General features: G+C 64.1%; 17 protein-coding genes. 10 read left to right on the top strand and 7 right to left on the bottom strand.

Translation table 11 applies throughout. The features are described 5' to 3' along the window. Positions 1-187: 187 nt before the first annotated feature. From HAHE_RS09125 to HAHE_RS09155, 7 genes are all read left to right on the top strand, one after another. Positions 188-1,009 carry a PEP-CTERM sorting domain-containing protein gene (locus HAHE_RS09125; RefSeq protein WP_338690379.1) on the top strand — a complete coding sequence of 274 codons (822 nt, stop codon included), beginning with the start codon at positions 188-190 and terminating at the stop codon, positions 1,007-1,009. A 135-nt stretch (positions 1,010-1,144) separates the two neighbouring features. After that, positions 1,145-4,216: a hypothetical protein gene (locus HAHE_RS09130; RefSeq protein WP_338690381.1), complete on the top strand. Its 3,072-nt coding sequence runs from the start codon at positions 1,145-1,147 to the stop codon at positions 4,214-4,216. Positions 4,217-4,375: 159 nt separating this feature from the next. Next, on the top strand, positions 4,376-9,208 hold the full coding sequence (locus HAHE_RS09135) for a family 78 glycoside hydrolase catalytic domain (RefSeq protein WP_338690383.1): 4,833 nt from the start codon (positions 4,376-4,378) through the stop codon (positions 9,206-9,208). A 60-nt stretch (positions 9,209-9,268) separates the two neighbouring features. Further along, positions 9,269-12,049, top strand: coding sequence for a sensor histidine kinase (locus HAHE_RS09140; RefSeq protein WP_338690385.1), 2,781 nt, complete (start codon positions 9,269-9,271; stop codon positions 12,047-12,049). Then, positions 12,046-12,708: a response regulator transcription factor gene (locus tag HAHE_RS09145; protein ID WP_338690387.1), complete on the top strand. Its 663-nt coding sequence runs from the start codon at positions 12,046-12,048 to the stop codon at positions 12,706-12,708. Before HAHE_RS09140 ends, HAHE_RS09145 begins: the two co-directional genes overlap by 4 nt. Positions 12,709-12,805: 97 nt before the next feature. Further along, positions 12,806-13,504 (top strand): type II secretion system protein, encoded by a 699-nt coding sequence (locus HAHE_RS09150; RefSeq protein ID WP_338690388.1) that lies wholly within the window; start codon positions 12,806-12,808, stop codon positions 13,502-13,504. 145 nt (positions 13,505-13,649) lie between these two features. Then, positions 13,650-14,576 carry a pepsin/retropepsin-like aspartic protease family protein gene (locus tag HAHE_RS09155; protein WP_338690389.1) on the top strand — a complete coding sequence of 309 codons (927 nt, stop codon included), beginning with the start codon at positions 13,650-13,652 and terminating at the stop codon, positions 14,574-14,576. A gap of 9 nt (positions 14,577-14,585) precedes the next feature. Here the strand turns inward: HAHE_RS09155 and HAHE_RS09160 are convergent, their stop codons facing one another. The 6 genes from HAHE_RS09160 to HAHE_RS09185 all read right to left on the bottom strand — a co-directional run bounded on the left by HAHE_RS09160 (position 14,586) and on the right by HAHE_RS09185 (position 22,667). After that, the gene (locus HAHE_RS09160; RefSeq protein ID WP_338690390.1) at positions 14,586-15,662 is read right to left on the bottom strand and encodes a substrate-binding domain-containing protein; all 1,077 of its coding nucleotides are present in this window, start codon (positions 15,660-15,662) and stop codon (positions 14,586-14,588) included. A 97-nt stretch (positions 15,663-15,759) separates the two neighbouring features. Further along, positions 15,760-17,226, bottom strand: a complete 1,467-nt coding sequence (locus tag HAHE_RS09165) for a DUF1593 domain-containing protein (RefSeq protein WP_338690392.1) — start codon at positions 17,224-17,226, stop codon at positions 15,760-15,762. A 208-nt stretch (positions 17,227-17,434) separates the two neighbouring features. Beyond that, positions 17,435-18,562, bottom strand: a complete 1,128-nt coding sequence (locus tag HAHE_RS09170; protein ID WP_338690394.1) for a HAMP domain-containing sensor histidine kinase — start codon at positions 18,560-18,562, stop codon at positions 17,435-17,437. 151 nt (positions 18,563-18,713) lie between these two features. Further along, complete coding sequence (modB, locus tag HAHE_RS09175; protein WP_338690396.1) at positions 18,714-19,388, bottom strand: molybdate ABC transporter permease subunit; 675 nt, start codon at positions 19,386-19,388, stop codon at positions 18,714-18,716. Further along, positions 19,385-20,131 (bottom strand): molybdate ABC transporter substrate-binding protein, encoded by a 747-nt coding sequence (gene modA / locus HAHE_RS09180; RefSeq protein WP_338690398.1) that lies wholly within the window; start codon positions 20,129-20,131, stop codon positions 19,385-19,387. Before modA ends, modB begins: the two co-directional genes overlap by 4 nt. A 169-nt stretch (positions 20,132-20,300) precedes the next feature. Continuing rightward, positions 20,301-22,667 carry a Calx-beta domain-containing protein gene (locus HAHE_RS09185; protein WP_338690400.1) on the bottom strand — a complete coding sequence of 789 codons (2,367 nt, stop codon included), beginning with the start codon at positions 22,665-22,667 and terminating at the stop codon, positions 20,301-20,303. Positions 22,668-22,969: 302 nt separating this feature from the next. On the opposite strand from HAHE_RS09185, the gene HAHE_RS09190 reads away from it, so the two are divergent. Continuing rightward, a complete protein-coding gene (locus HAHE_RS09190) occupies positions 22,970-23,320 on the top strand; it encodes a helix-turn-helix domain-containing protein (RefSeq protein ID WP_338690401.1) in 351 nt (116 codons plus the stop codon). On the opposite strand, the gene HAHE_RS09195 is transcribed toward HAHE_RS09190, so the two are convergent. Then, on the bottom strand, positions 23,317-25,065 hold the full coding sequence (locus HAHE_RS09195) for a heparinase II/III domain-containing protein (RefSeq protein WP_338690402.1): 1,749 nt from the start codon (positions 25,063-25,065) through the stop codon (positions 23,317-23,319). The genes HAHE_RS09190 and HAHE_RS09195 overlap by 4 nt on opposite strands. A 114-nt stretch (positions 25,066-25,179) precedes the next feature. On the opposite strand from HAHE_RS09195, the gene HAHE_RS09200 reads away from it, so the two are divergent. Both HAHE_RS09200 and HAHE_RS09205 read left to right on the top strand, forming a co-directional pair. Then, positions 25,180-25,431 (top strand): CopG family transcriptional regulator, encoded by a 252-nt coding sequence (locus tag HAHE_RS09200; protein ID WP_338690404.1) that lies wholly within the window; start codon positions 25,180-25,182, stop codon positions 25,429-25,431. Continuing rightward, complete coding sequence (locus HAHE_RS09205) at positions 25,428-25,865, top strand: TA system VapC family ribonuclease toxin (RefSeq protein ID WP_338690405.1); 438 nt, start codon at positions 25,428-25,430, stop codon at positions 25,863-25,865. Before HAHE_RS09200 ends, HAHE_RS09205 begins: the two co-directional genes overlap by 4 nt. The last annotated feature ends 12 nt before the right edge of the window (positions 25,866-25,877 follow it).

The following is a 25,877-nucleotide window of genomic DNA, read 5'->3' on the forward strand; positions in this document are numbered from 1 at the left end:
GAGCCGAATCGGGTCGAGCGGATCGACAGCCGGTCTGTCGGAGTCGAAACCCGCCCCCGTGAGGTAGCGGGGATCACCCGAATCTACCCCTCGTGGAGTATTGAGCGGATCGGACCGTACCTGCGCATGATTCGGGAAATCCAGAAAGCGGGAGATCCCTCTCCGGCGTCAACTGCCCGAAAAACCCATGAACCACCAGCTACTCCTCCGTCTCGCCTGCGCTACCGCGATTGTGGCCTCCTCCGACGCCGCCACGCTGTTCTATGCCGACGACTTTTCCGGCAGCGACGGCAGTTTCAATGGAGCCTCCGCTCCCGAAGTCAACACGCTCGGCGGCTCCTACGCCCTCGAGTCCTTCGGCGAACAGCAGCAGCTCTCCGGGAACTCCGCCCTGCTGGTCCGCGACCCGGGCGGCATCGCGGCCGGCCTGCGCTTCGGGGCAGCCGGCGATCGCTACAACTGGGGAACCGGCAGCACCGCCGCGACGATTCTCGCCGACGGCACCCTGCGCATCAGTTTCGACTACGCCACCTCGAACGCGACCGACAACAACTCGTGGATCGCGTTCGGCTTCGGCACGGCCAACAGCGACCCCGCCAGCTCCGACTCCCGGACCTACAACCGCGATGAAGCCGAATACGGCCTGCGGATCGAGGGCGACCGGGTGATCAGCTTCGTCAACGGCGGAACCGATCTGAGCAACGTGAGCTACTCAAGCATCGGCAACAACACCTTCGTGCCGGTGACGATCGACTTCGGATTCACCTCGTTTGCCTCGGGTTCAACCGTCACTTCGGTGGTTTCGATCAACGGCACCGAATACCTCAACGAGTCCTTCACGCTGGATTCGACCGATGACTTCCGCTGGGAGATCGGCTCGAGCCCGTTCGCAGGGGGTGACAGCTTCATGGACAATCTGTCGATCGGAACGGTTCCGGAGCCGGGAACCTTCGCAGTCCTGCTCGTGGGAGCCGGCGCGACTGTCTTGCGCCGCCGCCGGCAACGCTAACTCCCGACCGCGCCCCGACCTCCTTACCCACCATGGGTAGTCCCTTCGGAGTATAGGAGGAACCGGGCCATCCACCTACAGTCTTCAACGCTACACGACCCAACCAAGACCCATCAGGAAACCCTCAAGCAACCCATGAAAAACCCTCTCCTTCCTATCATGTTGGCCGGGCTCCTCACCACCCCCGCGTGGTCCCAGGGCTCGCTCCTCGCCTCCCAGACGAATCTGTTCTCCGACAACTTCAACAATACGGATGATGACGGTGGGAACATCGGTCTGGGCTCGCGCACCGATCTCTCCGGGATCTCGGGCGTTGTTCCCGCGACCCACGATCTCGAGTCGTTCGCCGCAACCCAACAACTCTCGAACGACACCCTGAAGGTGAACAAGTCGGGTGGAGCGGCTGCAGGAGCCCGGTTTGGCGGTGCCACGGACCGCTACAACTGGGCCGATCCGGCCGGGGCCACACGCTCCGCGATCCTCACCGAGAACGGACTCCGTATCCGGATGGACTTCGCCCTGTCGAACATCACCAACAACAACGACTGGCTCGGCTTTTCCTTCGGAACCCCGAACTCCGACCCGACGGTCGAAAAGATCTACGAGACCGGTGATTATGGTCTGCGCCTCGAAGGCGACCGGGTCATCAGCTTCTTCGGAACGACCACGGGAACCGTTGCCAACTACAACTCCAATCTGTCGAGCGGTACGATGACTCCGCTGGAGATCAATATGGTCTTCCCGTCCTTCAACACGGGAGAAACGGTGGACGTTACGGTTTCCGTTGGCGGAGTGGAGTACCTCAACGAGAGCTTCACCCTCGACTCGACCGACGACTTCCGCTGGGAATTCGGCGCTTACCGCTACGCATCCGGCACCCTCTACGTCGACAACCTTGAAGTCACGAGCATCGGCGAAGCCGACTCGGACAACGACGACCTTCCCGACGAGTGGGAATACCGCTGGACCGAACCGGACGACCTGACCGTTCTCGACGGCACCGCGTTCGGCACGGGCCCGGGTGCCGGAACCGGTGACTTCGACGGCGACGGACTCTACGACATCGATGAGTATGAATTGAGTGTCGGACTTTCGGGATTCTCTCCCGAAGCCTATCCGGACATCGACCCGACGAACGCGGACACCGACAGCGACACGCTGAGCGACTATGATGAGGTGGACCTCGCCCTCGGGGACCCGACCCTTGCCGACACCGACGGTGACGGTCTCGATGATGCCCAGGAGGACACGCTCCTCACCAATCCCTACGATCCGGACACGGATGGTGACGGCGGCCGCGACGGATTCGAAGTGGCGCTCGGCACCGATCCCGACAACGACGCCGAGTTTCCGATCGCTCCCGGTGTGAGCCTCGTCCCGATCACCGACGACGCCAGCAGCGATATCCTTGCATCGAAGGTTTATACCCACAAGGTCAGTGGCGGTGGAGCTGCTACCGTGAACGGAGTTTTGTTCGACGTGCTCACCACCTCGAACAGCGTCGCCAACCTCGACTGGACCCCGAGCGGTGGCAACACCCGCTCGAATGTGACCTCACCCAACCTGAGCGGTTGGACCCCCGCCACCGGCGGCGTGACCGGCACGGATATCATCAACCTGCTGAGCACGATGACCTACTCGACGAACGGCGGTGATCCGGGCGAGTCCCAGACCTTCACCCTGTCCGGTCTGACCCCGGGTGAGGACTACATCGTCCGTCTCTACATCCGCTCGTGGACACCCGGCTCCAATCGCCCGATCGACCTCACCTTCACCAACGGTGCGGAAGTCGTGGAAGCCTTCGGGGCCTTTCCCGAGGACGCTCCCGGTTTTGCTCTCGGCACCTATAATGACCACGAAGCCTGCTACGTCAGCTGGAGCTACACCGCGCAAGGCACCGATCTCGTGATCGATGCGGGCACCCACCCGAGCGCCCAGGTCACCGGCAAGAGCTTCCACATGTATGGCCTGACCAACGAGGTCGACGGTGCTGTCGTTTCTCCGCCGCTGGTCACCGTGATCGATGGCACCAATTTCATCTCGGGGGACCCGATCGGAACGACCATCGGCACCCTGAGTTCGACCATCGCGGCGGTCCCGCAAGCGGCGACCTACACCTTCGTCTCCGGAGCCGGCGACACCGACAACGCCCTCTTCCAGATCTCGGCAGGTGGGGAGCTTCAGGTCGGCAGCGACTTTACCGGCTCGGCCTCGGTGAACGGACAGACCTACTCGGTCCGGATCCAGGGCGACGGCGGTGGCGAAACCTCGGTGGATGTCTTCGAGCTCACGATCTTCAAGGACGACGACCTGAACGGCCTGAACGACGCCTTCGTGCTTCTCCGCGAGGACAGCTTTGACAGCGACAGCTCGGCTAGCTGGACCGGAAGCGACATGCTCTCCAATGACCCGGGCACCGGCTCGGTGGTCTATGAGATCGATGCGGGCGACAGCGACACGCTGATGATCAGCAATCCGACCCACACCGCGGGCGCCCTCCAGTCTGCTTACGCGAACAATGGCGAGGTGCTTCAGGTGGGTGAAACGGTAATGGTCGATATCGTCAACTTCAGCTTCCCGCTGCAGAACGAAACGATCGGCCTGATCGTCTCCCTGGCGAACCCTCCGGCCTCGGTCGCTCCGGGTGGCGGCAGCGCCCGCTCGGACATCTATACTGCCGGCATCCGCCGCGGAGGCGACTTCCGTTCGGAGCGCTTCGAAGGCACCACGGACCTCGGCCAGCAGGCCGGATCGCCGAGCGACATGAGGGGAGTTTACATCACCCGGGTGTCCGACACCGAATTCGTCGCCGGTTGGGTCGACAACGCCAACCTCCAGCTCAACCAGGTCGGCAGCTACACCAACCCGAACTTCGCCGGCCAGCCTGCCTATGTCGGGATCTACACCGACATCCGCTCATCGGGCTACAGCGCCGAAGTCGACAACTTCCGGATCATCGATGCGACTCCGGCACCGCCGGAAATCACCAACGTGACCCGCAACGGCTCGGGCGATATGATCATCGACTTCACCGGTGCGGCCAATACCGGCTACATCGTGACCAAGTCGCCCGACCTCGGCTCCGGCTTCGTGCCGCTGGCTTCCCCGCTCAATCCATCCACCGATGGTAGCGGTGTGGGACAGGTCACGGTTCCGGCATCGGAGTTCGGCGGCGCGTCGCGATATTTCCTGCGAATCGAGGAATAGCCGATCTGCCGATCGACCATCTCCCGCCCGCCGACGCGCGCTGAACCGGCGCGCGATCGGCGGGCGGTTTCGCGTTCTTCACGACCCAACGCCTTTGGACCTGACCACCGTTCCATGCAAGTTTGTCATCCCATCCACCGATCCCCGATCGTGCTCTCCATGAAAAACCCGTCAGTGCTCAGCCGCGCGGCGAAGGCGTTGGTCATCGCCGTGTCCTTTGCCGGCCTTGCCTCGGCCGCGCCATTCACCGACGACTTCGGCACCGACACGTCCGGGGACTACGCGGCTTACCACGTGCTCTACAGTAGTTCCACGGATGGCCCGCCTGCTTACACGATCGATGACGGCGACGACAACCAACTGGCGACGTCGGCGTCCGCCTTTTCCGGAAGCGGAGCGATCCAGTCGCTGTTCCTTCACCAGTCAGCCGGGTTGGAAACCGGTGAAACGGCCATCCTCGACCTGACTGGCGTCTCCGGGCTGAACAGCAACGAGAACGTTGGCCTCGCGATTTCCCTGATAGGCAACCCCGCGGAGGCGAGTGCCGATCCGCCGTCGACTTCCAGCACCCGCCAGGACCTGTTCACGGCGTCGTTTCGCCCGGGTTTGGACGACTTCTTGTCCGAGCGCTTCGTCGGCACCACGGACGAAGGCCAGCAGAACGACACCTCGGCGAACCTTGCGAACCTCAAGGGCCTCTACATCACGCGAATTTCCCAAGACGAGTTTGTCGGGGGTTGGGTCGGCCAGGATGACGGCCTCAATCCGGTCAGCAGCTACACCAACGCCTCGTTTACCTCCGCCGGTGCGTTCATCGGGATCTGGACGGATGTGCGCTCCAGCAACTACGCCGCGACCGTTGACAACCTGAGGATTATCGGACCCGGGGACGAAAGCCTGCTCTTCAGCGACAACTTCGATGCGGCTGACGGAGCCTTCGACAGCGCGGACACAAGCGGTCGCCTGTCTGGATCGCTGGTTGGAGAAACCCATCTGCGTTCCTTCGGAACAGGGCAGGACATCTCCGGCGGCCGCCTCGCGCTCGACTACCCGGGATCGACCCCCGGTGGCGGCCTCCGCTTCGAGTTGCAAACGAACGACCCGGTATCCGGTGCCACGGACCGTTACGACTGGGCAGGGGGTTCCGGGGCCGCGGCCATGGTTGCCGCGGGCGGAATGACGATCCGCTACGACTGGACGCCGACCGATACCGCCAGTAACGAGTGGCACGCGTGGAGCATCGGCACCACCAACGCGGACTCGGGAGACTCAAGCCGTGTGAACAACTCGGACGCGGACTACGGCATCCTCATCCGGCAGAGCGGAGGTTGCCAGCGCTTTGACAGCGGAACGAGCCTCGGCACCGGGCTGAGTGTCACGACCGCGGACGACACCAGCGTGCCTGTCGCGATCCATCTCGCTTTCGATTCGTTTGCCGACGGCACGAGTGTGAACGCCCTAACCACGATTGGCGGGGTCGAGGTCGCGAACGACACTTTCGTTTGGGACGGAAATGCCGGGCAGCTGCACTTCGAGGTCGGCTGCAACGAGGACGGGCACCTGATCGACAACCTGACGGTCACGACCCTCTCGGCAACCGGCAGCTACGGTATCGCCCTCGACAGCACCGCCTTCGGTGGATCCGACCCGGTGGGCACGCAGGTGGGCACGCTCACCGCTTCGGCAGCTTCCAGCTTCGCTCTCGTTTCCGGAACCGGCGACACCGACAACGGGCTGTTCCAGATCGACGGCGAACAGCTCGAGACCGCGGCCGACTTCTCTCTCCCCCAGTATGCCGACGGACAGACATTCTCGGTCCGAGTGCGCGGCACGGAGACCGGGGGGGCCGGAGCGACCGATGAGAAGACGTTCACTCTGACGCTTCACAAGGATGCCGACCCGGGCGCGCTGCCGGCTTTTCCACCGGGGAGCTCGCCTCCCGGGGCGCCGACCGACTTGCGGGTCGACGACGTCACCGGTCCGGTGGGCACGTCGGCGGTGCCCTACTTCGGATGGCACGGAAACGATCCCGACCCCCACGAAGTCCAGAGCGCCTACCAGATCCTTGTTGCCTCCTCTGCCGCGAACCTGGCCGCCGGCACCGGTGATCTTTGGGACAGCGGCCAGGTGGCTTCGGACCGCCAGAACCACGTCACGTATGCCGGTGCCCCGCTGGCCAGCGACCGCCGTATCTACTGGAAAGTTCGTACTTGGGATCGCGATGGAAACGCGGGCCCCTATTCGGCTCCGGCGTCTTTCGTCGTCGGCCTGTCGCTCGACAGCAACTGGGCCGGTGCCGAATGGATCCGCCGCAACAGCCCGGATAACGATGATTACACGTATTTCCGGCACCAATGGGTGGCTCCGGACAAGACCGTCGAGCGTGCGACCGTCTACATCGCCGCGGCGCACAAGTACGCGCTCTACTGCAATGGAACCCTGATCGGTAAAGGCCCCTCGTACCATCACCCGCAGTACCAGTACTACAACGCCTTCGACATCAGCTCCGAGGTGCTCGCGGACGCGGTCAACCAGTTCGCGATCTTCACCCACTGGTTCGGCGGGGGACAGGGGCGCCCGGCGGGTCAGCGCGGCGTGATCATGAAGGCGATCGTCCGCTACACCGACGGCACCAAGAGCGAGATCGGCACCGACGGCACATGGAAAACGTCCCGGGCCGAGTCCTGGGTCGGCGGACAACCGCAGCGCAACGGCGAAGGAGTCGGCCGCATCGAGGAGATCGATGCCCGCGAGCTGACGCCGGACTGGTTCATGCCGTCCTTCAACGACGCGGCGTGGGGTTCCGCGCACGCAGTCGGCGCCCACCCGGCGGGTCCTTGGACCGGCACTCTCGCTCCGGATCTCAGCCGGATTGTCGAAACCGAACTCGCTCCCGCCAGCATCGCTGACCTCGGCGGCGGGAAGTATGTGGTGGACCTCGGAAAGGTCTACGCCGGCGTGCCGCGGATCCGGTTCTCGGGTGGCAGCTCGGGCACGACGATCCAGATGCGGGGTGGCTATGAACTCGATGGATCGGGCGAGATCGACACCTCGAAGAACCAGAACACGGACATGACATTCCGCGCGATCCTTGACGGCGGCAACTTCATCTACGAGCCGGCCGAGTACCTCGGCATGCGGTATTTCCAGATCGACAACGCCCCGATGCCGGTGACCCCGGCGAATTTCAGCTTCATCGAGCGGCACAGCGAGATGGACGTTTCGAGTTCCTCGTTCGACTCGCCGGACGCCACCCTGAATGCCGTCTGGGACCTGATGAAGCACTCGATCCTGACCTGCGCGCAGGAGGAGTATGTCGATACTCCGACGCGCGAGAAGGGAGGCTTCCTCGGTGACGCCGCGATCCAGAGCACGGTGGCCATGCCGGTGATGAACGAAAGGGTCCTTACCCGCAGGACGCTGCACGAGTTCCTGCAATCGATGGACCAGCACTGGTCGGCGCCCGCCGACCGTGGCCGGATCAATGCGGTCTATCCCAACGTCGACGGAGGCCGCGACATCCCCGACTACACGCAAGCCTACCTGACATGGGTCTGGAACTATTATCTCGAGACCGGCGACCTCGCGTTTCTCTCAGCGAACTACGCCCGCTTCAGGGACATTGCCGACTACGTCCACACCCACCGCGACTCCGGCACGGGATTGATCACCAACCTGACCGGCGGCAGCGGACCGTATGAGTTCGGGATCGTCGATTGGCCGCAGACCATGCGTTTCGGCTACGACATGACCGCCGCCCGGACCGTGATCAACGGCTGGGCGTATGCGGACTACCAGATCATGGCGAAGATCGCCGGCGAGCTCGGCAACATCGCCGACCGCAACCTGTTCTGGACCCGCGCCGATGATCTCGAGGTGGCGATGAACGCACAGCTCATCAATGGCGACGGCGTTTACATCGACGGCCTCGACTCGGGAGGCGGGGCGAGCACCCATGTTTCCCAACACGCGAACATGTTCCCGCTCGCCCTCGGCATGGTGCCGGCGGCGCAGGAAGCATCAGTGACGGCGAAAGTGAAGGAGCTCGAGATGAGCGTGGGCATGGTGACGCTGCCGTGGCTGGTGCGCGCGGTCGGTGAGGCGGAGGAGGGTGAGCACCTGATCGAACTGTTCACCAACGACACGTGGCTTGGCTGGGCGCGATGCCTTTCCCTTGGTGCCACCGCCACCTGGGAATCGTGGGATGCCGATTCCACCGGCGAGAGCCTTTCGCATGCGTGGGGTGCGGCGGGACTGGAAGGTTATCTCCGCTACATTCTCGGCGTCCGTCCGCTGGAGCCGCAGTATGGAAAGGTCGAAATCAAGCCGCTCGACTTCGGTGCCTCGCTTGATCGGGCCGAGGGAGTCTTTCCCACCGATCGCGGGGACATCTCGGTCAAGTGGGAGAAGACCTCCGACTCATACCGCATGGATGTCGATCTTCCCTTCAACGTGCTGGCGACGGTCTCGATTCCCAAGGGAGCCTCGGCGGATCCGACGGTGTTCATCGACGGTTTCGAGGTGGCGGCCACCGTCGAGGATGAGTTCATCCGTGTGCCGTGGATCGGCTCGGGACTACACACGATCGTTCGCGTCGACGGACCGGATTCGTCGATGGACGCGTGGCGCGTCCAGCACTTCGGCCTGGACTGGTCCGCGAACCCCGACGCACTCGATGGCGCCGACCCGGACCGCGACGGGCTGGACAACGACACCGAATACGGTCTCGGATTCGATCCGCTCACGAGTTCGGTCGACCTGCTGCCCAAGCTCGAACGGCAGGGCCAGGACGTGACGATCGCCTACCCGGCTCCGCGTCCCGAACTCGTCTACTCGGTGCTTGGAACCGAGGACCTCTCACTGGCGCTGGTGAATTGGGACGTGCTACCAACGAGCCCGGAGATCGCGAACAACATTCCGATGCTGCGAACGACGGTAAGCCTGCTGGATCACACCGCATACTTCATCCGTCTGGCGATATCGGAGCCCTGACCGCCCGGCTTCGTCCAGTTGCCTCGACAGCTCCGGGCCGCCGGATCACATTTTGATTCGATGAGATGGTTGCTCACGGCGTTGTTCGCGATTCTGACCTGCCGTGCGCCGGCAGCCGAATCGCTCGCCGCGGGGTATGGGTTTCTGGTTCACGTCTGGCAGTCCGAAGACGGTCTGCCGGGAAACGTTGTTCGCTCCATCGGCCAGACCGAAGACGGCTTCCTGTGGGTCGCCACCGCCGAGGGGATCGCTCGTTTCGATGGCCTCGGCTTCACTTCGATCGGGGCACAGGAACCGGCCATCGGCCGACGGTTCGCCTTCTTCCGTGTTTTCACTCCGGAAGATCATGGCGTTTGGATTTCGACCTCCCTCGGTGGCCTGTTCCGGATCACGGACAACGAGTTGGTGGAGGTGATCGAGGGGACGGCCGAAGCGAACCCTCCACTCGTGACGCGGCTTTTCAGCCACGATGAACAGATCCATTTCATTCGGTCGAACGACGTTTGGCGACTTGATGCGGATGGGCCGGTTCAGGTTGCCGATCCGTCGGAGGATCTGGTCGCCAGCATGGTTGCGGACCAACGCGCCCAAATCGCGAGGGGGCGACGGGATGACCGGAGCACGCCGACGTCCCTGGAGGACTCGGACGAGGACCGATGGATCGTGTCCGGGGACACCTTGCTGCACGAAGGGCAGGAGGGAGCGGGCGCGATCCCCGTCATTCCCGAACTCGACGGCCAGCTCACCGTAAGCGACATGCTTGAGGACAAGGAGGGCAATCTCTGGCTCTCAAGTCCCGTGCAGGGCCTCATCCGGGTCAGGAAAAGCCGGGTTTCGTTTCTCGAGACTGAGGAGGGGCCCTTTCTTGCGGATGTCCGGACCGCGATCCGGGACCGTGAAGGGACATGGTGGCTTGGCGGGCGCGATGGGGGAATCGATCGCATCCGTGACGGCGAAGTGGAGCACCTCGAACTGGTCGAAGGCGGATACCGCCGGCCGATCGCGTGCATTTTCGAGGACTCTCGCGGAACCGTTTGGTTCACCGCGGCCCACGGCAGTGTCTTCTCGTGGAACGGCACCGGCTTTGACCTGCGGTTTTCGGAGGTTTCCCAGGCGGCGAAGGTGAATGCGATCGCGGAAGATCCGACCGGCCGCCTCTGGTTCGGTGGAGACCGGGGATTGTGCGTGATCGAGGACGGCCAGATCGCGGTCTTCACCGACGATGCCAAGCTGCAGGGTCACGAGATCACGTCGCTTTTTGCCGCGGACGACGGACGCGTTTTCGCCGGCACGGTCGATGGTCATATCGCGATCATCGAAGACGGATCGGTTTCGCTGATCGGGACTCCGGCGGAGATGAGCCGCCGCTACGTTTCGGAGATCCTCGTTCTCGAAGGCGAAGAAATCTGGGTGACGACCATCGACGCCGGTCTGTTCGTTCGGCGGGACGGGAAATGGCATCGTTTCTCAAGAGCGGACGGCCTGCCTGACGAGCGCCTGACCGGGCTTGTGCTTCACGGGACCGACCAGTTCTGGATCGGGTCGCTCGGGGGGATCATCCGGGTCTCGCGGTCCGAGCTCATCCGCCGGCTGACCAACAGCTCCATCGTTCCTCGCTGGGTCCGGCTGGATCGCTCCGACGGCATGAACACCCGCGAGTGCGTCGGCGGTGCGCAACCGGGAGTTTTCGATGATGGTGAAGGAGCGCTGTGGTTTCCTACCACGCGCGGTGTGGTGGGTGTCCGGCCGGAGGAGATCCGGATCAACCTCGCTCCACCGTCCCTCCACATCGATGCGGTCGAGATCGACGGCATCCGCCATCCGGCCGGCCAAGGAACGATCGTCACCGGACCCGGGCGCGTTCAGTTGGTCTTCCACTTCGTCGGTGTCAGCCTCAGTGCCCCTGAGAAGGTGACCTACCGGATCCGCCTTGACCCGCTGGACCGCGATTCCTCTTTCAACCGCTCGGACCGGACCGCGAGTTATCAGGCGGTGCCGCCGGGAAGTTACACTTTCGAGGTCCAGAGTGTGAATGGCGACGGAGTCATGAACATTCTCCCCGAGACCGTTTCGATCGTGGTGCGTCGCCATTTCTGGGAGACTCCGCTGTTCATCACCTCGGCAATCGTCGTGCTTCTTCTGGCAGCACTGGCCAGCGGCTGGGTGGTCGCCCGCCGGCGCATGCGCCGAAGCCTTGAAGCGCTGCGGGTGCAGGGCCTGATCGAGGGGGAACGGTCGAGAATCTCACGCGACCTCCACGATGATCTTGGAGCAAGCCTGACCGAGCTCTCGATTCTTTCGGCCCTCGGAGCGGAGGACGAGGAGGACGCGAATCTCCGTCCGACCATGGAGACGCTGTCGCAGAAGTCGAAGGAAGTCGTCGGAGCCCTCGACGAAATCGTCTGGGCGGCAACGCCGAGGGAGGACACCTTGCGCTCGCTCGTCGATTACATCGCTGCCTCGGCAAGGGAGTTCCTCGAGAACGCGCAGGTCGGCCTGGACCTCGAATTCCCGCGCTCGGTCCCCGATCTGATGATCGGTCCGCGTCGTCGCCACAGTGTCTTCCTCACCACGCGCGAGGCCCTCAACAACGCGGTCAAATACTCCGGTGCCGACTCGATTTCGCTGTCGATCGATCTGACGGACGCCGAACTGGTCGTGACGGTTTCCGACCGCGGGAAGGGATTCGACCTCGAATATGCCGAGACCTTGGGCAACGGCCTCACCAACCTCCGCCAGCGGATGCGGGATTGCGGAGGCGCCTGTAGCATCGATAGCATACCCGGCGAAGGCACTACGGTGACCATCCGCCTTCCCTTGCCCCCTGCACCGACTTCATGAGCACGACAGACAAGATCCAGATCGCGATCGTCGAGGACAACGCGGCCTTGGGCGCGAGCCTGCGAAAGATCATCGAGGCCACTCCGCACCTTGAGTGTGTCGGCGTCTGGACCAGCGGCGAGGATGCGCTGCGGAAGGTCGACGCCTTCCGGCCCCAGGTGGTGCTGATGGACATCAATCTTCCGGGCATTTCCGGCATCGAGGCGACCGGACGGATCAAGTCGCACCTGCCCGGGATCCAGATCATCATGGTCACCGTCTATCGCGACCACGACAAGATCTTCGCCGCCCTCAAGGCCGGAGCATCCGGCTACCTGCTGAAACGCTCCGCACCCGCGGAAGTCCGCGCCGCGATCGACGATGTCCGGGCAGGCGGCGCGCCGATGAGCCCCGAAATCGCGCGGCGGGTCGTCGAGGCCTTCCACCAACCGACGGAATCCCAGACCGAGGAACTCAATCTGACGCCGCGCGAAACCGAGATCCTCGATTGCCTCTGCGACGGTCTCGCGAACAAGGAGATCGCCGATCAGCTCGACATTTCCACCGAGACCGTCCGCGTCCATCTCCGGCACATCTATGAGAAGCTGCACGTGCGTTCCCGGACGGAAGCGGCGATGAAATACCGGGACAGCCGCAATCCGGACCACTGGATGAACTGAGGAACGGCGGGGTCTCCGAAGGGTCTAACCTGCCCCGGGTAACCCACTTGTGTGATGGCGGAAAATGGGTCGGATTGCGGAGCATTCCGGCAGACCCATGAAGAACCCATCGAAACCCGCTCGGAGCCGGAAGGCGTTCACCCTTATCGAATTGCTGATTGTCATCGTGATCGTAGCGGCTCTGTCGTCGCTCGTCTTCGCGCTCAGCAGCAAGGCACTCAGGAAGGCACGATCGGCCAAGTGCATCAACAACATGCGCGACTGGAGCATGGTCTTCAACACGGCCTCTCTCGAGCGCAACGGACGTCTCGACCTGCCCGACAACTGGGCGGCGGTCAGCGGCCTTCCGTACGACCCCGACAGCAGTGGTGATCAGGGCCAATCGCCCTTCCTCCAGTACTGGGACACGGACATCGAGAACGCCAGGCAGATCCAATTCGAGAAGCGCGGCTGCCCGCTGATCCGCAACGAAGCGCCGGACAACGAGTTCGGAAATCCCGCCGCAACCTACCGGATGAATCTCGAACTGCGGGAGGAACCCAGCCGCGGCAACCGCAATCCCTATCCCGAGGTCAACCTGACCCGTCTCAAGCGGGCATCGACCAAGATCATTTTCATCGATGGCTACTACACGGGAAACCTCACCCTCGAGAAGGGCGATATCAAAAACGAACTCATTCCCGCGAGCGAGGTCCACGGGAACGGCAAGGTCCACGCGGTCTTCGCCGACATGCACGTCGAAGCGGTCAACGTCTCCGACATCGAAAGCCAGTGGGACCGCTACATCAAACGCTGATCGCCTGATATCCTCAGTCGCGACTTACTGGTCCTGAATTTGGACCAGTGAAATCCGCGAATCCCGTTTGGGCGGGGCGGGCTCCGGCAGTCAGGGTGCGGACAAGCGACCGACCGAATCGGTCGCCGACGTCCCAACCTGCCCCATGAAATCCCTGCCCCTCCTCGCGGCTCTCGCCCTACTGCCCGTGGCGTTTGCCGAGACGCGGATCGCGTTCCAGCCTGTCCCGGTCCACAGTACCGACAAGTCGAACCTGTTCGTGATCGATGTCGAAACGGAGGGGAGGCCTGCCCGTTTCCTCCTCGATACCGGCTGTGCGTACTCGCTTGCGTACGACACCGGCTTCATCAAGTCGCTCGGCAAGGAGCTGGAGGAAACGGGTGAGGCCCGGGGTGCGGGTGGCAAGGCCACACGTTACTCGGCCGCGATTTCCAAGACCGTGATCGGTGGTCGCATCGAGCTCGGCTCGCAGCCGAAAGCTACGGTAATTCCCGTAGATCATCTCGACCATCTGACCGTCGGCGGCGAACCGGCCGATATTTCCGGATTGATGGGGTCGTCGCTTCTGAGGAAGGTGCGCGCGGTCTTCGACTACGGCGGCTCCCGCCTGCTGCTTCCCTCCACGGACGCCCCCGCGGGAACCTATACCACGGCGATGAAGCAGCAGGGCGCGACGGTCGTGCCTTTGGAGGAAGGGCGTTTCGGTTTTCCCTATGTGGTGCTCGAGCTCGAAGGAAAGGAGTTCGCGTTCCTTCTCGATACCGGAGCCAATGCCAACATCATCGAGCCGGCGATCGCGGAAGAGCTGGAGCTGGAAGCGGTGGATGGAACGTCGACGGTCCGCGGCATGCACAAGACCGGCGGGGTTCCCAAGTTCCGTGCGGAAGACGTCGGGCTTGGGGATGCCTTCGTCCTGGACAAGCTGGTCTTCACCGCGATGGCGACCCAGGCCGGATTGCAGGAAGACGACGGACCCCGGCTCGGAGGCGTGTTCGGCACTCCGGTGCTCAAGCAGCTCAATGCCCGCATCGACTTTGACAGCAACACGCTGATTCTTCCGGCCAAGGAGTGACCCCGTTCCTCAGGCGCCGGTTGCCGCGGGCGGGGCGATGCTTTGGCCTTCTTCGCTGAGCTGCAGCGTGAGCAGGTGGCGTCCGAGCGGTTGCAATCCGTTGGAGATCCACGAGCGGAAGTGGTTGATCGCCTTGACGTAGGGATAGCGGGCCATGACCGGTTTCGGTTGCAGCCACTCGAGACGTTCGTCGTGGCTGAGCAGGATCACGGAGAGGTCGGTCGGGATCCGGATGCGGTGCTGGGCACAAAAGCTGTAGAGCGAGAGCAGGTGGCTTTCCTCCCGCAAGATGAAGGCGGTCGGCTTCAGGCTCGCGAAGCACTTCCGCCAGTATCCGGGCCACGCTTCCGCAACGGGTTCGGGAAATTCGGGAGCAAGATCGTTCCGGGTGTAGCACGGATGCTTTCCATCAAAGGCAGAGAGGATCCCGTCCTGCACCGTGCTCCGCCCTTTCGCCCAACCGCCTTCGATCGGTGAGACGATCCGTTCGTGCCCGAGTTCTCGCAGCCTGAGAGCGGCGTCGCGCACGGAGTCGCGAATGGAAAACGCGCTGAGCGTTCCCGTCCAATCCGGCTCGATGTCGCCACCGGCGCAGTAGGTCGGCAGATGCTTCGCAGCCTCCGCCGCCCAACCCGCCGTCGGCACGAGCATGAAGCAGGCGCTGGCGCCGTGGCGGTCGATCAGGCGGCCGAGCGAGGCGGCCGGTCGACGGTAGCGGCCGAAGTCGACCCGCTCGACGAATGCCTCACCGACGAGGTCCCGCCAGATCCCCGCGATCTTCCACAGGTAGTCCTGCTCGGCGGCACCGAGGACCTGTCGCGTCGAGTGGAGCAGCAGCAGGTTTCCCTGCACCACCTTCTCCCGATCCCGGAAGGCGGCGTGGATCCGTCTCCGTTTGCCATGGGCCGGCGGATCGAGAAAGCCGCGCTCGGTCAGGATCCCGAGCGCCGACTCACAGGTCTTGCGATCCACCCCGTAGCGCTGGGCGAGCACGCGGGTGCCGGGCAGCTCGGATGGCCACGCGCCGCCGCGGATCTCCTCCATCAGCCGCTCGGCGAGCAGGTGGGGCAGGGTGGGTTTCCGCATGAAGCGATCCATCATGGGCACGCTACCCTGTCAGGAGACAAAGGCGAGCCGCTACTGGAGGAGTGGAAGGACCAGTGGATCCATCGTTCGCGCCAGCTCAGCGGCTCGATTGTGCCCGGATCACGGTGCGCGCGTAGCGGGTCAGCGCGGGGGTTCCGGAATCGGTGACCTCGCAGACCATGTGGATGGTGTCGCCGTCGTTTGCGTCGGCCGGGACCTTGATGGCGACCTTCGGCTTGTCGGAGCCGGCCAGTTCGGGTCCCGAGTAGGTTCCGGCTTCCCGGTAGTGCCACCAGCGTGCCGTGAGGCGGTCACCGTCCGGATCGCGGCTGGCGCTGGCGTCGAGCGTCACGGTCTCGCCGGGTTTCGCATCGATCTCCAGAGCGGTGTCCTTCAACTCGACGACCGGCGGATGGTTGGCGTCCTCGTAGGACTTCACGCACCAGTCGGCGCGGGCGGCGAAGTCGTTCTGAACATCATCGAGCCAGCGTGAGATCGGCTTGAAGTAGTGCGCGCGAACCGCCTGATCCTCGGGACTTGAAACATTTTCCAGTTTTTTCGCCCAGCTCTTGTCGATGGTCCATCGGCCGTCCGGATGCTTCCAGTCGGGAGCCGGCGGCGGATCCATCCAGACGTTCGCCCGGATCTTCACGTAGCGACCGCCCCAGCCTCCCCAGCCGGGTGACTCGATGCTGCGCAGGCCGTTGGGGATCGTGTGGAGGAAGGCGGGCGTGTCGCCCTCGGCATGGAAGGCGCCATTGAGGTGCTCGTAGGCGTCGCACAGCGGGCCATGACCTTTCAGGATGTGCTCGCCCATCCAGTCGGCCTCGAAGTAGCGCTTCGTTTTCTCCGGCAGGACCTTCGGCCAGATGTAGGCCATGCAGTCGAACTGGTCGGAGATGATGGTCGGAATCCCGAACCGCTCCCAGTTCGGACGGATGTAGCTCTGGTAGGTTCCGTCCTGTTCCCAAATCAGGAAGAGACGCAGCTTGGCCGCGACTTCCTCCATCCGCTCCGGGTGGTCTTCCTCGATGATCCGCAGCGCCCGCGAGATCGTGTTGCAACCGCCCCATGCCTGGATCCAGACCGGTCGCGGGTCGGTGTCGTCGAGCAGCACCTTGGCGATCCACTCGGCGCCTTCGGTGCGCTTCTTGTCTTCGCCGTCCGGGCCGATGTTGCCGACCTTCCAACGGCTCAGCAGGTATTCGGGGGAAGGATAGTTCGGATCGTGGAGCAGCAGGTTGGGATGCACTTTCGCGTACAGGGCGATGTATTTCTCGACCCAATCGACGGGATGGAACGCGTGCCACCCCTCGCCGCCGACCCAGTGGAACTGCGAGCTGCTGTTGATGATGCCCTCCACCTCGAACTCGTTTGCGGTGAGGAGAAACCTCACCATCGAGCAGCGGTCGTCCGCTTCACCGTCGGTCGTCACGATCACACGCGGCCGGTCGGGTGCTGGTGGTTCCGCGGAACTGGCGATTGCTGTCCCAAAGGATGCAGCAAGCGCGAGAAGCGGAGTCGTGGCGGCGCGGAAGTTCATCAGCAGGGAAGACGTCTGCATTGCCATGGGGATCACCCGTTTGCAAACGGACATCGCCCACTGACACGGAAGTCAGCTCGACTCCGGGCGCAAGGAAAAGGGACCGCGCGAGCCCACTCGCGCTCCATCGGTCCGGCGATGCGCGAGTGGGCTCGCGCGGTCCGCCTGCGGCTCGTTCCAATTTCCGAAATGGTCCCTTTGCGGTTCCACCAATCGCCATCGGAAGCGCTCAATTCCCGTCGTTACCCGCGACGGCGCTTGCCGGGAGCGAGATGGTCAGGCGTGAGCCTCCGAGCGGCGATTCGGCTGCCGAGATCTTCCAGCCGTGCTCATCGAGGATGCGGCGGCAGAAGGCGAGCCCCATGCCGTGGCCGTCGCGGTCACTCGAGTCGTCGCTCCGGTAACCGGCGCCGAAGACGCGCTCGCGGTCATCCGGATCGATGCCTCTCCCGTTGTCGTCGAAGTGCAGAAGCACCCGGTCTTCCGACCGGACCGCCGACACCCGGATCTCGGGATCCGCAGATCCGCTGTACTTGAGGGCGTTTTCGACGAGGTTCAGGCAGACATGGAAAATGGCATCGCGGTCGGCTTTCGCGACGGGGAGGTCCTCCCAGACCAAGGTGCCGCGTTTGACCAGGATCACCGACGAGACCGCCGCCTTCACATCGCCCATGAGGGCACCGAGATCGACATCCTCGATGGCTGCCGGAGTGCCGGCCTTCAGATCGACCTTGAGGCTTTCGAGCTGGCGATTCATCGCGCGCAGCGAGTCGGCGATCATGCTCAGGTTCTCGGATGTCCGGAGCTCGCTGCTTTCGACGGCGAGGTCCGCCATCATCACGGCGCTGGACAACGGGTTGCGGAGGTCGTGCGCGACCATCGAAGACAGCATCTTCAGCTCGCGGTTGGCCATCTCTGCGCGGATCTCCGCCTGGCGCCGTCGCTCGAGTTCGTCGGTCAGCCGCGAGTTGATCGCTTTCAATTCGGGCAGCTCGAGCGCTCCGGGAATTTTGCGCCAGAGGTAGAAGACGGTCACCCACGACACGAGCGCCGTGAGCAGCTTGGTCAGTCCCGAGAGGCGGTAGAGCGGGTGGTAGAAAATGATCGCGTCGATCAGGTGGACGGTCCCGCAACTCAGGATGAAGGCGGCGAAGAGGAACACGACCCGGTTGAGCAGGATGTTGCTGCTCTTCTTCCGCGCGAAGTGGATCAGCATCAGCGGGATCGTGAAATACGCCGCCCAGACGGCGATGTCCGAAACGATGTGGAGCCACCCGTGGAACGGATCCCAGTCACCGCAGTGCCAGCGCGCCGGGAAATCCGAGGTGTCGAAAAGCTTGGAAAAGAAATCGCTCAACGGCGTGGGGGTTGCGGATCGCGTAAGGGCGGCGCGGGTTGTTCACCTTTTGTGCGCGAGCGGGAGCGTGACTCGCCGGATCGGCGCCGCAAGCAGATTTATCGCGCGGAATCACCGGGGCGCGAGTGGGCTCGCGCGGTCCGCCTGCGGCCTAGAGCCGGGGTCCGGCGGACTTCGCGACCCACTGGCGGAGGGCGACGCAGAGCACGGCGATGCCGACCGAGACGCCGGCAAGCATCCAGGCGCGCGAGTCGTCGCCGGACTGCACGCCGCGGTAGATCGCGAGTGGCAAGGTTTCGGTCACGCCGGGAATGAAACCGGCGACCATGATGGTCGCGCCGAACTCGCCGAGCGAGCGTGAGAAACCGAGCAGCACGCCGGAGGCGATGCCGCGCTTCGCCTGTGGCAGGCTGACCCGGAAGAACACCCGCCACGGCCGCGTACCGAGGGTGCGGGCGGCGTTCTCGAGCGGCTCGGGAATTTCCTCGAAGGCGGTGCGGATGCTGCCGAGCAGCAGCGGGAACGACATGACCGCCATCGCGATGACCACCGCCTTCCACGTGAAGATCACCTCAATGCCGAACCATGCTTCGAGCGGCTGGCCCAATGGCCCGTTGCGACCGAAGAGCATCAGCAAGACCAATCCGGTGACGACCGGGGGCACGACAAGCGGCAACAGCACGATGGCTTCGACGAGTGTTTTGCCACGCCATCGTTTCTTGGCGAGCAGCCATCCGAGGGCGATGGCGAAAGGCAACGCGATCATCACCGCCAGTGCCGCGGAACCGACGGTGAACAGGATCAGTCGGAAGTCGGCGGGGATCACGGCTCGGAATTCGCGAGACCGAAGCCCCGGCGTTTGAATATGGCGGCGGAGGATTCACCCCTCAGGAACGCGACGAAACGCTTCGCTTCTTCGGGCGCGGTGGATCGCATGCATACCGCGACCGGATAGCGAATCTCGGGTGACTCGTCGGCTGGGATTTCAAACGCGATGCGCACCTTGTCCGAGATCGCGGCATCGGTTCGGTAAACGATCGCGGCATCGACATTGCCGGCTCCGGCCGCGGCGAGCGCTCCGCGAACATGAGCGGTGCCGACGCAACGGCTTTGCAACGACTTCCACACTCCTGCGCGCTCCAGCCACGATTTCGCATACATGCCCGCAGGGTTTCCGCCGGGGTCACCGATCGCGAGCCGGTGCAATTGAAGGAGATCATCGGCTCTTCCAATCTTCGCCGGAGAGTGCTTCGGAATGATCACCACCAGCCGGTTGGTCAGCAGCGCTTGCGGCTTTTCCACGAGCTTCTTTCCGACCAGCCGCTCCATGCTTCGTTCATCCGCGGCAATGAAGACATCGATCGGTGCGCCGTGCTCGATCTGGCGGGCGAGGGTGTTCGAGCCGGCGATGACCGGCCGGACCGCGATGCCGGTTTCCTTTTCAAAGGCCGCGGCAATCTCGCCCATCGCCTCATCGAGGCTGGCCGCCGCCGCCACCCGCAACTCGTCGGCGTGAGCGATCGCGGCGAGAGCCAGAGGCAGGAACCAACGGAGCGGGTGGAGGGTCATCGGGTGGTTGTGGTCAACCCGAACCAACCAGAGCGGCACCGCGCTGTCGAACGCAACACCGCGGTCCGTGATGACTCCCGTTCAGCCGTACGATGAAAGAGGAGGAACGCGGGGCGCTCCTCCTCTTCCGGGGTGGCGGTGCTTGCCCGCCGGTTGCCTTGGGGGATGGTCAGGGCGTCTGCCCGTTCACGGTGTAGGCGCCGAGCGATCCGTAGTCGGTGTAGCCCGCGACCTGCGGGTCACCCTTCCCGGTGCCGCTGACGTGTAGGTAGTAGGTGCCGGGATTGAGCGTGACGACCGGGTTGGAGCGCAGGATGTCCGGGTGGTTGTCGCTCGCCAGCAGCGTGCCGTTGACGTCGCGGATCTCGGCGAGGATGTCGAGATTGGCGCTGGGGTAGGCGGCTTCAACGAGGATGCCGACCGGGCCGGCTGCGGTGATGGTGAAGCTGAACACGTCGAGGTCGGACGAGGTGGTGATCAGCCCTTCGCCGTGGACGAAGAGTCCGTTGCGGTCGAGCGGCGTGGCCGCGCCCGAGCTGTCGGCGTGATCGTCCGTGCGGTAACCGAAGCCGTTCTGTCCGGTAATGATCGCAAGGTCGTCTTCCGGGTTGTTGGCATTCAGGTATTCGCCCTTCGACCACTGCGTCAGCCAGCGGTAGTAACCGACGCCCATGATCGGTGCCCAGCCGGTCTCGCCAGTACCATGACCCTGGTAGTAAGCCTCGGAAGGAGTTGTGCGACCGTCGTGAAGGAGACCGAGCGTGTGTCCGATCTCGTGCGAGCAGGCTTCGGCAATGTACGAGCCCGAGTTCGACAGCATGTCGGAGAACACCCAGCACGGCGTGTCGCCGGTCCAGGTGAACGAGTTGAGGTAGGCGACGCCGCCGGCGGCTCCGTACCACTCGTTATCGGGCGTGATCACGCAGCGGGTGCGCATCGCCGGAGGAGCGGCCAGATAGGCGGCCTCGTCGGTGGTCACGTTGATCTGGAACGGGGCGAAGTCCTCGGCGACCCGCTTCCAGATGTCGGTCATCGCCGCCTGGGTGAAAGTCCCGGCAATGCCTTGGGCGACGATCGTGTTGCCGCCGTTCCAAGGGGTTCCGCTGCTGACGTGACCGTCCATGTCGAGGTAGGCGACCGCGGTGGCGCCGGGCAGGCTGTCGAGCAGGGGCACGGTCGACGGCGAAAGGTCGTCGTTGAGGATCAGGCATCCCGCCTGCGCGACATCGATCGGCGCGCCGACGGCGTTCGAGAGCACCAGTGAGAAGGCCTCGGCATACTCGTAGTCGGTATCGCCGATGACCTGAACCGGGACGAGCTTGGTCGTCTCACCGGGAAGGAAGGTGAGCGATCCGGAAGTCGCGACGTAGTCGCTGCCGGCGAAGGCCGAGCCGTCGGCGGTGGCATAGTCAACCGTGACCGGCGAGGCAGCCGCCTGGCTGAGGTCGACCGAGAAGTTGACAGTGGTCGTTCCACTATCTCCCTCGTAGGTCACGATGTTGAAGGTCGAGAGCGTCGGCCCCTGGTCGTCGTTGAGGATCGTGCCTGTGGCCGTCGCGGTGCCGAGACTCGCGCCCGAAGCGTTCGAGAGCGTGACGGTCAATGTCTCGTCACTTTCGGCCAGCGAGTCCGGGTTCACCGGCACGGTGACGGTGGTCTGGGTCGAACGCCGTGGAATGACCGCCGTGCCGCTGGTGGCGGTGTAGTCGTCCGGCGCGGTCGCGGTGCCGTCGCTGGTCGCGAAGTCGACCGTGATGTCGTTCTTCTTGTCGGACGAACTCAGGGTGAGCGTGAAGGTCAGTTCGCTGCTGCCGCCGGTGCCCTCGGTGATGCTGGCATCGGAGATCGAGATGGTGCGGCCACCGCCGCCGCCGTTGCCACCTCCTCCATTCCCACCGCCGCCGTTGCCATTGCCGCGGCCTTCCATGATCTCGGGTTCAGGCAGGCCCATGGCGAGAACTTCGCCATCGTTTCCGACCATCGAGCAGATCAGGTCGCTGACCGGATGGCGCTCGGCGACGAGGCCGTCACCGGATTCGCGGAACTCGTACGCGACCGGATCGTTCTCGTAGTAAAGCTGCGCCAGGAAGAATCCTGCGGCTTGGTTTTCCTGAATGATCAACTCGCCCTCCGGAGTTCCGGCGATCATGAGATGGGTCACGCGAGTGCCGTCGTCCTGCACCGCGTCATTGGCGACCTCGGCGTCGAGATTCGGAATGCGTCGGGAGAGGTCGAGCTTGAGACGGTCGCCCGCTTTCGCTTCCCGAATCGAAGCGAAGGCTTCGGCGCGGATGGGGATCGAGTGACGTCGCGCCTCGGCGGCAGTCTCGGCATGGGGTTCCCAAAGGTGGCCGCGGGGCGCCAGGGTTTCTCGGAGCGGAGCGGTTCGGATGGCGGCCCTCTCGAGTCGGGCGCGCGGGGCGGTTGCGGTTTCGCGTTCGGGTGCGGTGGATTCGGCGGAGGGCCGTGGAAGCAGAGCGACACCGGCGACGACCAGCAGGCCGCCGCTGATCCAGAGGGGAGCAGTCGGTTTCATGGAGCAGGGTAGTGGGGTTCGAGGGCGTGGATGGCCCTGTTACCCGCTCCTAAAACACGGCGCTGCGGAAGATTCGCGAAAAGTGCCCTCGTTTTCCCAAAGCTCCGATCCGCCTTCCCCGGGGGGAGGGCATGCCGGCCCCCGGGGGGGGTGTGAGGCCGGCATGTTGCGTTCTTTGGGGAGGAGCCGAAAGCCGGCTACCATGTCGCGAAACGCCCTAGCACACTGCGTATCTTGAAGTTAGAAAGGAAGCATAGGTGCGTATATGCACGTATCGGATGATGAGAATGGGGTTTTCGCGGATGGAACGTGAGGCGGTTGAACTCGCGGCAGGCTTCTATCTTCTTCTCCAGAAATACCTTCCTCCGACGACGACCCTCGGCGAGTTGAGGGTGCTCACCGAAGTGGCGCTCGGGATGTACCGGGCGGAGCCGGTCTGCGTCACCCAGGTCAGCGAGCGCGTCGGTCTCACCCGCTGGGCGGTGGGGCGCATCATCCAGCGCTACATCGAGGCCGGAATGATCCGCGAGGAAAAGGACCCGGCCGACTCGCGGCGGAACCTGCTCGTTTGGACCGACGATGCCTTCCGGGCCAATCGCGACTGGTCGCAGGATCTCCTGCAGCTTTGGCAGGAGCGGGGGATGGGGAGCTAGTCAGTGGCTGGTTCCCAGCGGACTTCGATCGTCATCCGGTCCGAAGGTTCGGCGGTGAATCCGATCATCCGGAATCCTTCGTTCTGATTCTCGGCGGCGGTCGGCGGTGTCATGGAAAACTCCCGCCACTCTCCTCCGGAGTTGTCGATGCGGGTGAGTGAGAGAGACTTGCCGTCCCGAACGAGCGTCACGCCGGCGCCGTCGATGCGAGGCTCGGCCCGGGTCACAGCCGCCCATCGGACGGGACCTTCGGGGCTGATGATCTCGTCGCGTATCACGACCGAGCCGTCGGCCGCATCGAAGGTCACGGTGCGTGTGACCGACTTCGCCTGTCCCCGGTACACCGGAGTCAGATCGATGCGCGCCTGGTGGAGCGAGGTGTCGGTTTCCCACCCCTCAATCGTGCAACCGGTGTGCGGATCGTCCTGGGGCTTCCCGCCGATGACCAGGGTGTTGTGGGAATGGTTGGTGAGCCGGAAGTAGTTCCAGCGCTTGTCTCCGAAGTAGCCCGGCATGTTGTAGTCGTCGCTGCCGAGATCGTCGAACCAGCGGACGCCGCCGGCATCGTAGACGAAGGCGCCCGCGTCGAGGTGACCGTGGCTCGCCGCTCCGGTGCCGCCCTTGATCCCGATCCACGCCGCGTCACGGCCCCAGCCGGTCCGCGCGAAGGCGAGCGACTGTTCGCCCTCGAAGGAAGCGGTCAGCGGCATCGAGGCGTCGGCATCCGGCTGCTCCGGTAACCATAGTAGATGAAGCGGGAAGTAGCCGCCCGGTTTTTCCTCTCCTTCCGCAAGCCCGGACTCCAGCTCGCCGCGCACGTAGTTCGCCTGGGCGGCGTCACCGAACTGCCTGGCGAGCCAGCTCTGCGCCGGGGTCGGCAGCCTGCGGCGGGCGGGTCCGTCGGCATAGTTGAATGGCAGGCCGGTCGGGCCGTGGACGTGCATCATGAAGTCGCCGCTGCGGCCGAGCACGGCCGGCAGGTCAACATCCCGCCCGAGCGCCTGCCATGCGGCCAGCCCCATGATGTGGTAGTTGGTACCATATGCCCAGTAGCCCGGGCCCTCGGGATAGGCGCCGTCGGGGAGATAGAAGGCCTTGCAGGCTTCGACGAGCCGCTGCGACTCGTCGGCAATCTTCGCGCACAGCTCCGGCTCCCGTTCGCGGACCGCCTCGGCCGCGATGCCCATGCCCGATCCGCAGACCTGCGACCAGTTGTTTCGCGGACCACGCGCCCACCAGTGCTGCTTGCCGACGACCCGCTCGACCTGTTGGAGGCCCTTTCGGATCAGCGCGTCCTCGTAGCGCTTGCGCTGCCCTTCGGTCAGCGAGTGGTAGAGCCAGTCATAGCCAATCGCGACCGCGGCCGACATCTCCGCGGTGTCGAGGAAGTGTGACGGGTTCCAGTCCTTCAGCGCCACCGCCGCATCGAGCTCCCGGATCACCCTTTCGCGGAAGCGCGGATCACCGGTCGTCCGCCATGCCATACCGCAGTTCAGGATGTTCGAAAGCGCTCGACGCGACTCGCGGAGCAAGCGGCGTCCGTCGGGGATGAGATACTCGCAGGTGCGCTCTTCGAGCACCTCTTCCGCACGTTCGAGCACGGTCGAATGGATTGCCTTGGCCAACGGGTCATTGGCGATCCGGTCCTTCACGTCCGCCTCCATCGCCGGCGGGAAAAGGATGCGCGGGTGGGGCTCGGCGGAGGCCATGCCCCCAAGGATCGAAAGGATGAGCAGGAATCTCACTGCCCCCATACGGCTGAGGCCGGAGGGTCCTTGCCGTGCTTGCAGGCTGGGCTCCGGGGAAAACCAAGGATTGTGCTGTCTTGACAGCAAACTGAGGTGCATCATGATGTCTTCATGAGAACCACGGTCACGATCGACCCGGATACCGAGGCCTTGCTGAAGGAGGAGGTCAGGCGATCCGGACGCTCATTCAAGGAGGTGCTGAATCTGGCGATTCGGTCGGCTTTGGCGCGCCGGGAAGGTGATGGCGCCGAGCTTGTGCCGTTGTTTCCTGCCCCGTTCCCGCCTGAGTTCGCGAATGTCAGCATGAATCGTCTGGCGGACGAGCTTGATGATTTCGACACCCTGCACGAACTGGGCAAATGATCATCCCGGATCTCAACCTCCTGCTCTACGCCTACAACCCGCACACGCCGCAGCACGCCCGCGCGGCCGACTGGTGGCGGGATTGCATGGCGGGAGAGGAACTTATCGGACTTCCGCACGAGGTGTTGTTCGGCTTCGTCCGGATTGCCACGAATCCACGTCTCGGCCCGGCGGCGGTACCGCTCGCCAAGGCGCGCGAGGTGGTCGAGCACTGGCTCGGTTTGCCCCATGTCCGGGTGCTTGTCCCGGAGCCGGAACACTTCCGGCGCTGCATGGATCTGCTCGCATCCTCAGGCGGCGCCGGGACACTTACGTCGGATGCCGTACTTGCCGCGCATGCCATCGCCAACCGGGCTGTGCTGCACTCGAACGATTCGGACTTTTCCCGCTTTCCCGGGTTGGCATGGAAGAATCCGTTGCAGGCACCTGAGTGAGGGCGTGACGAC

Source organism: Haloferula helveola (assembly GCF_037076345.1).
Lineage (GTDB): Bacteria > Verrucomicrobiota > Verrucomicrobiia > Verrucomicrobiales > Akkermansiaceae > Haloferula > Haloferula helveola.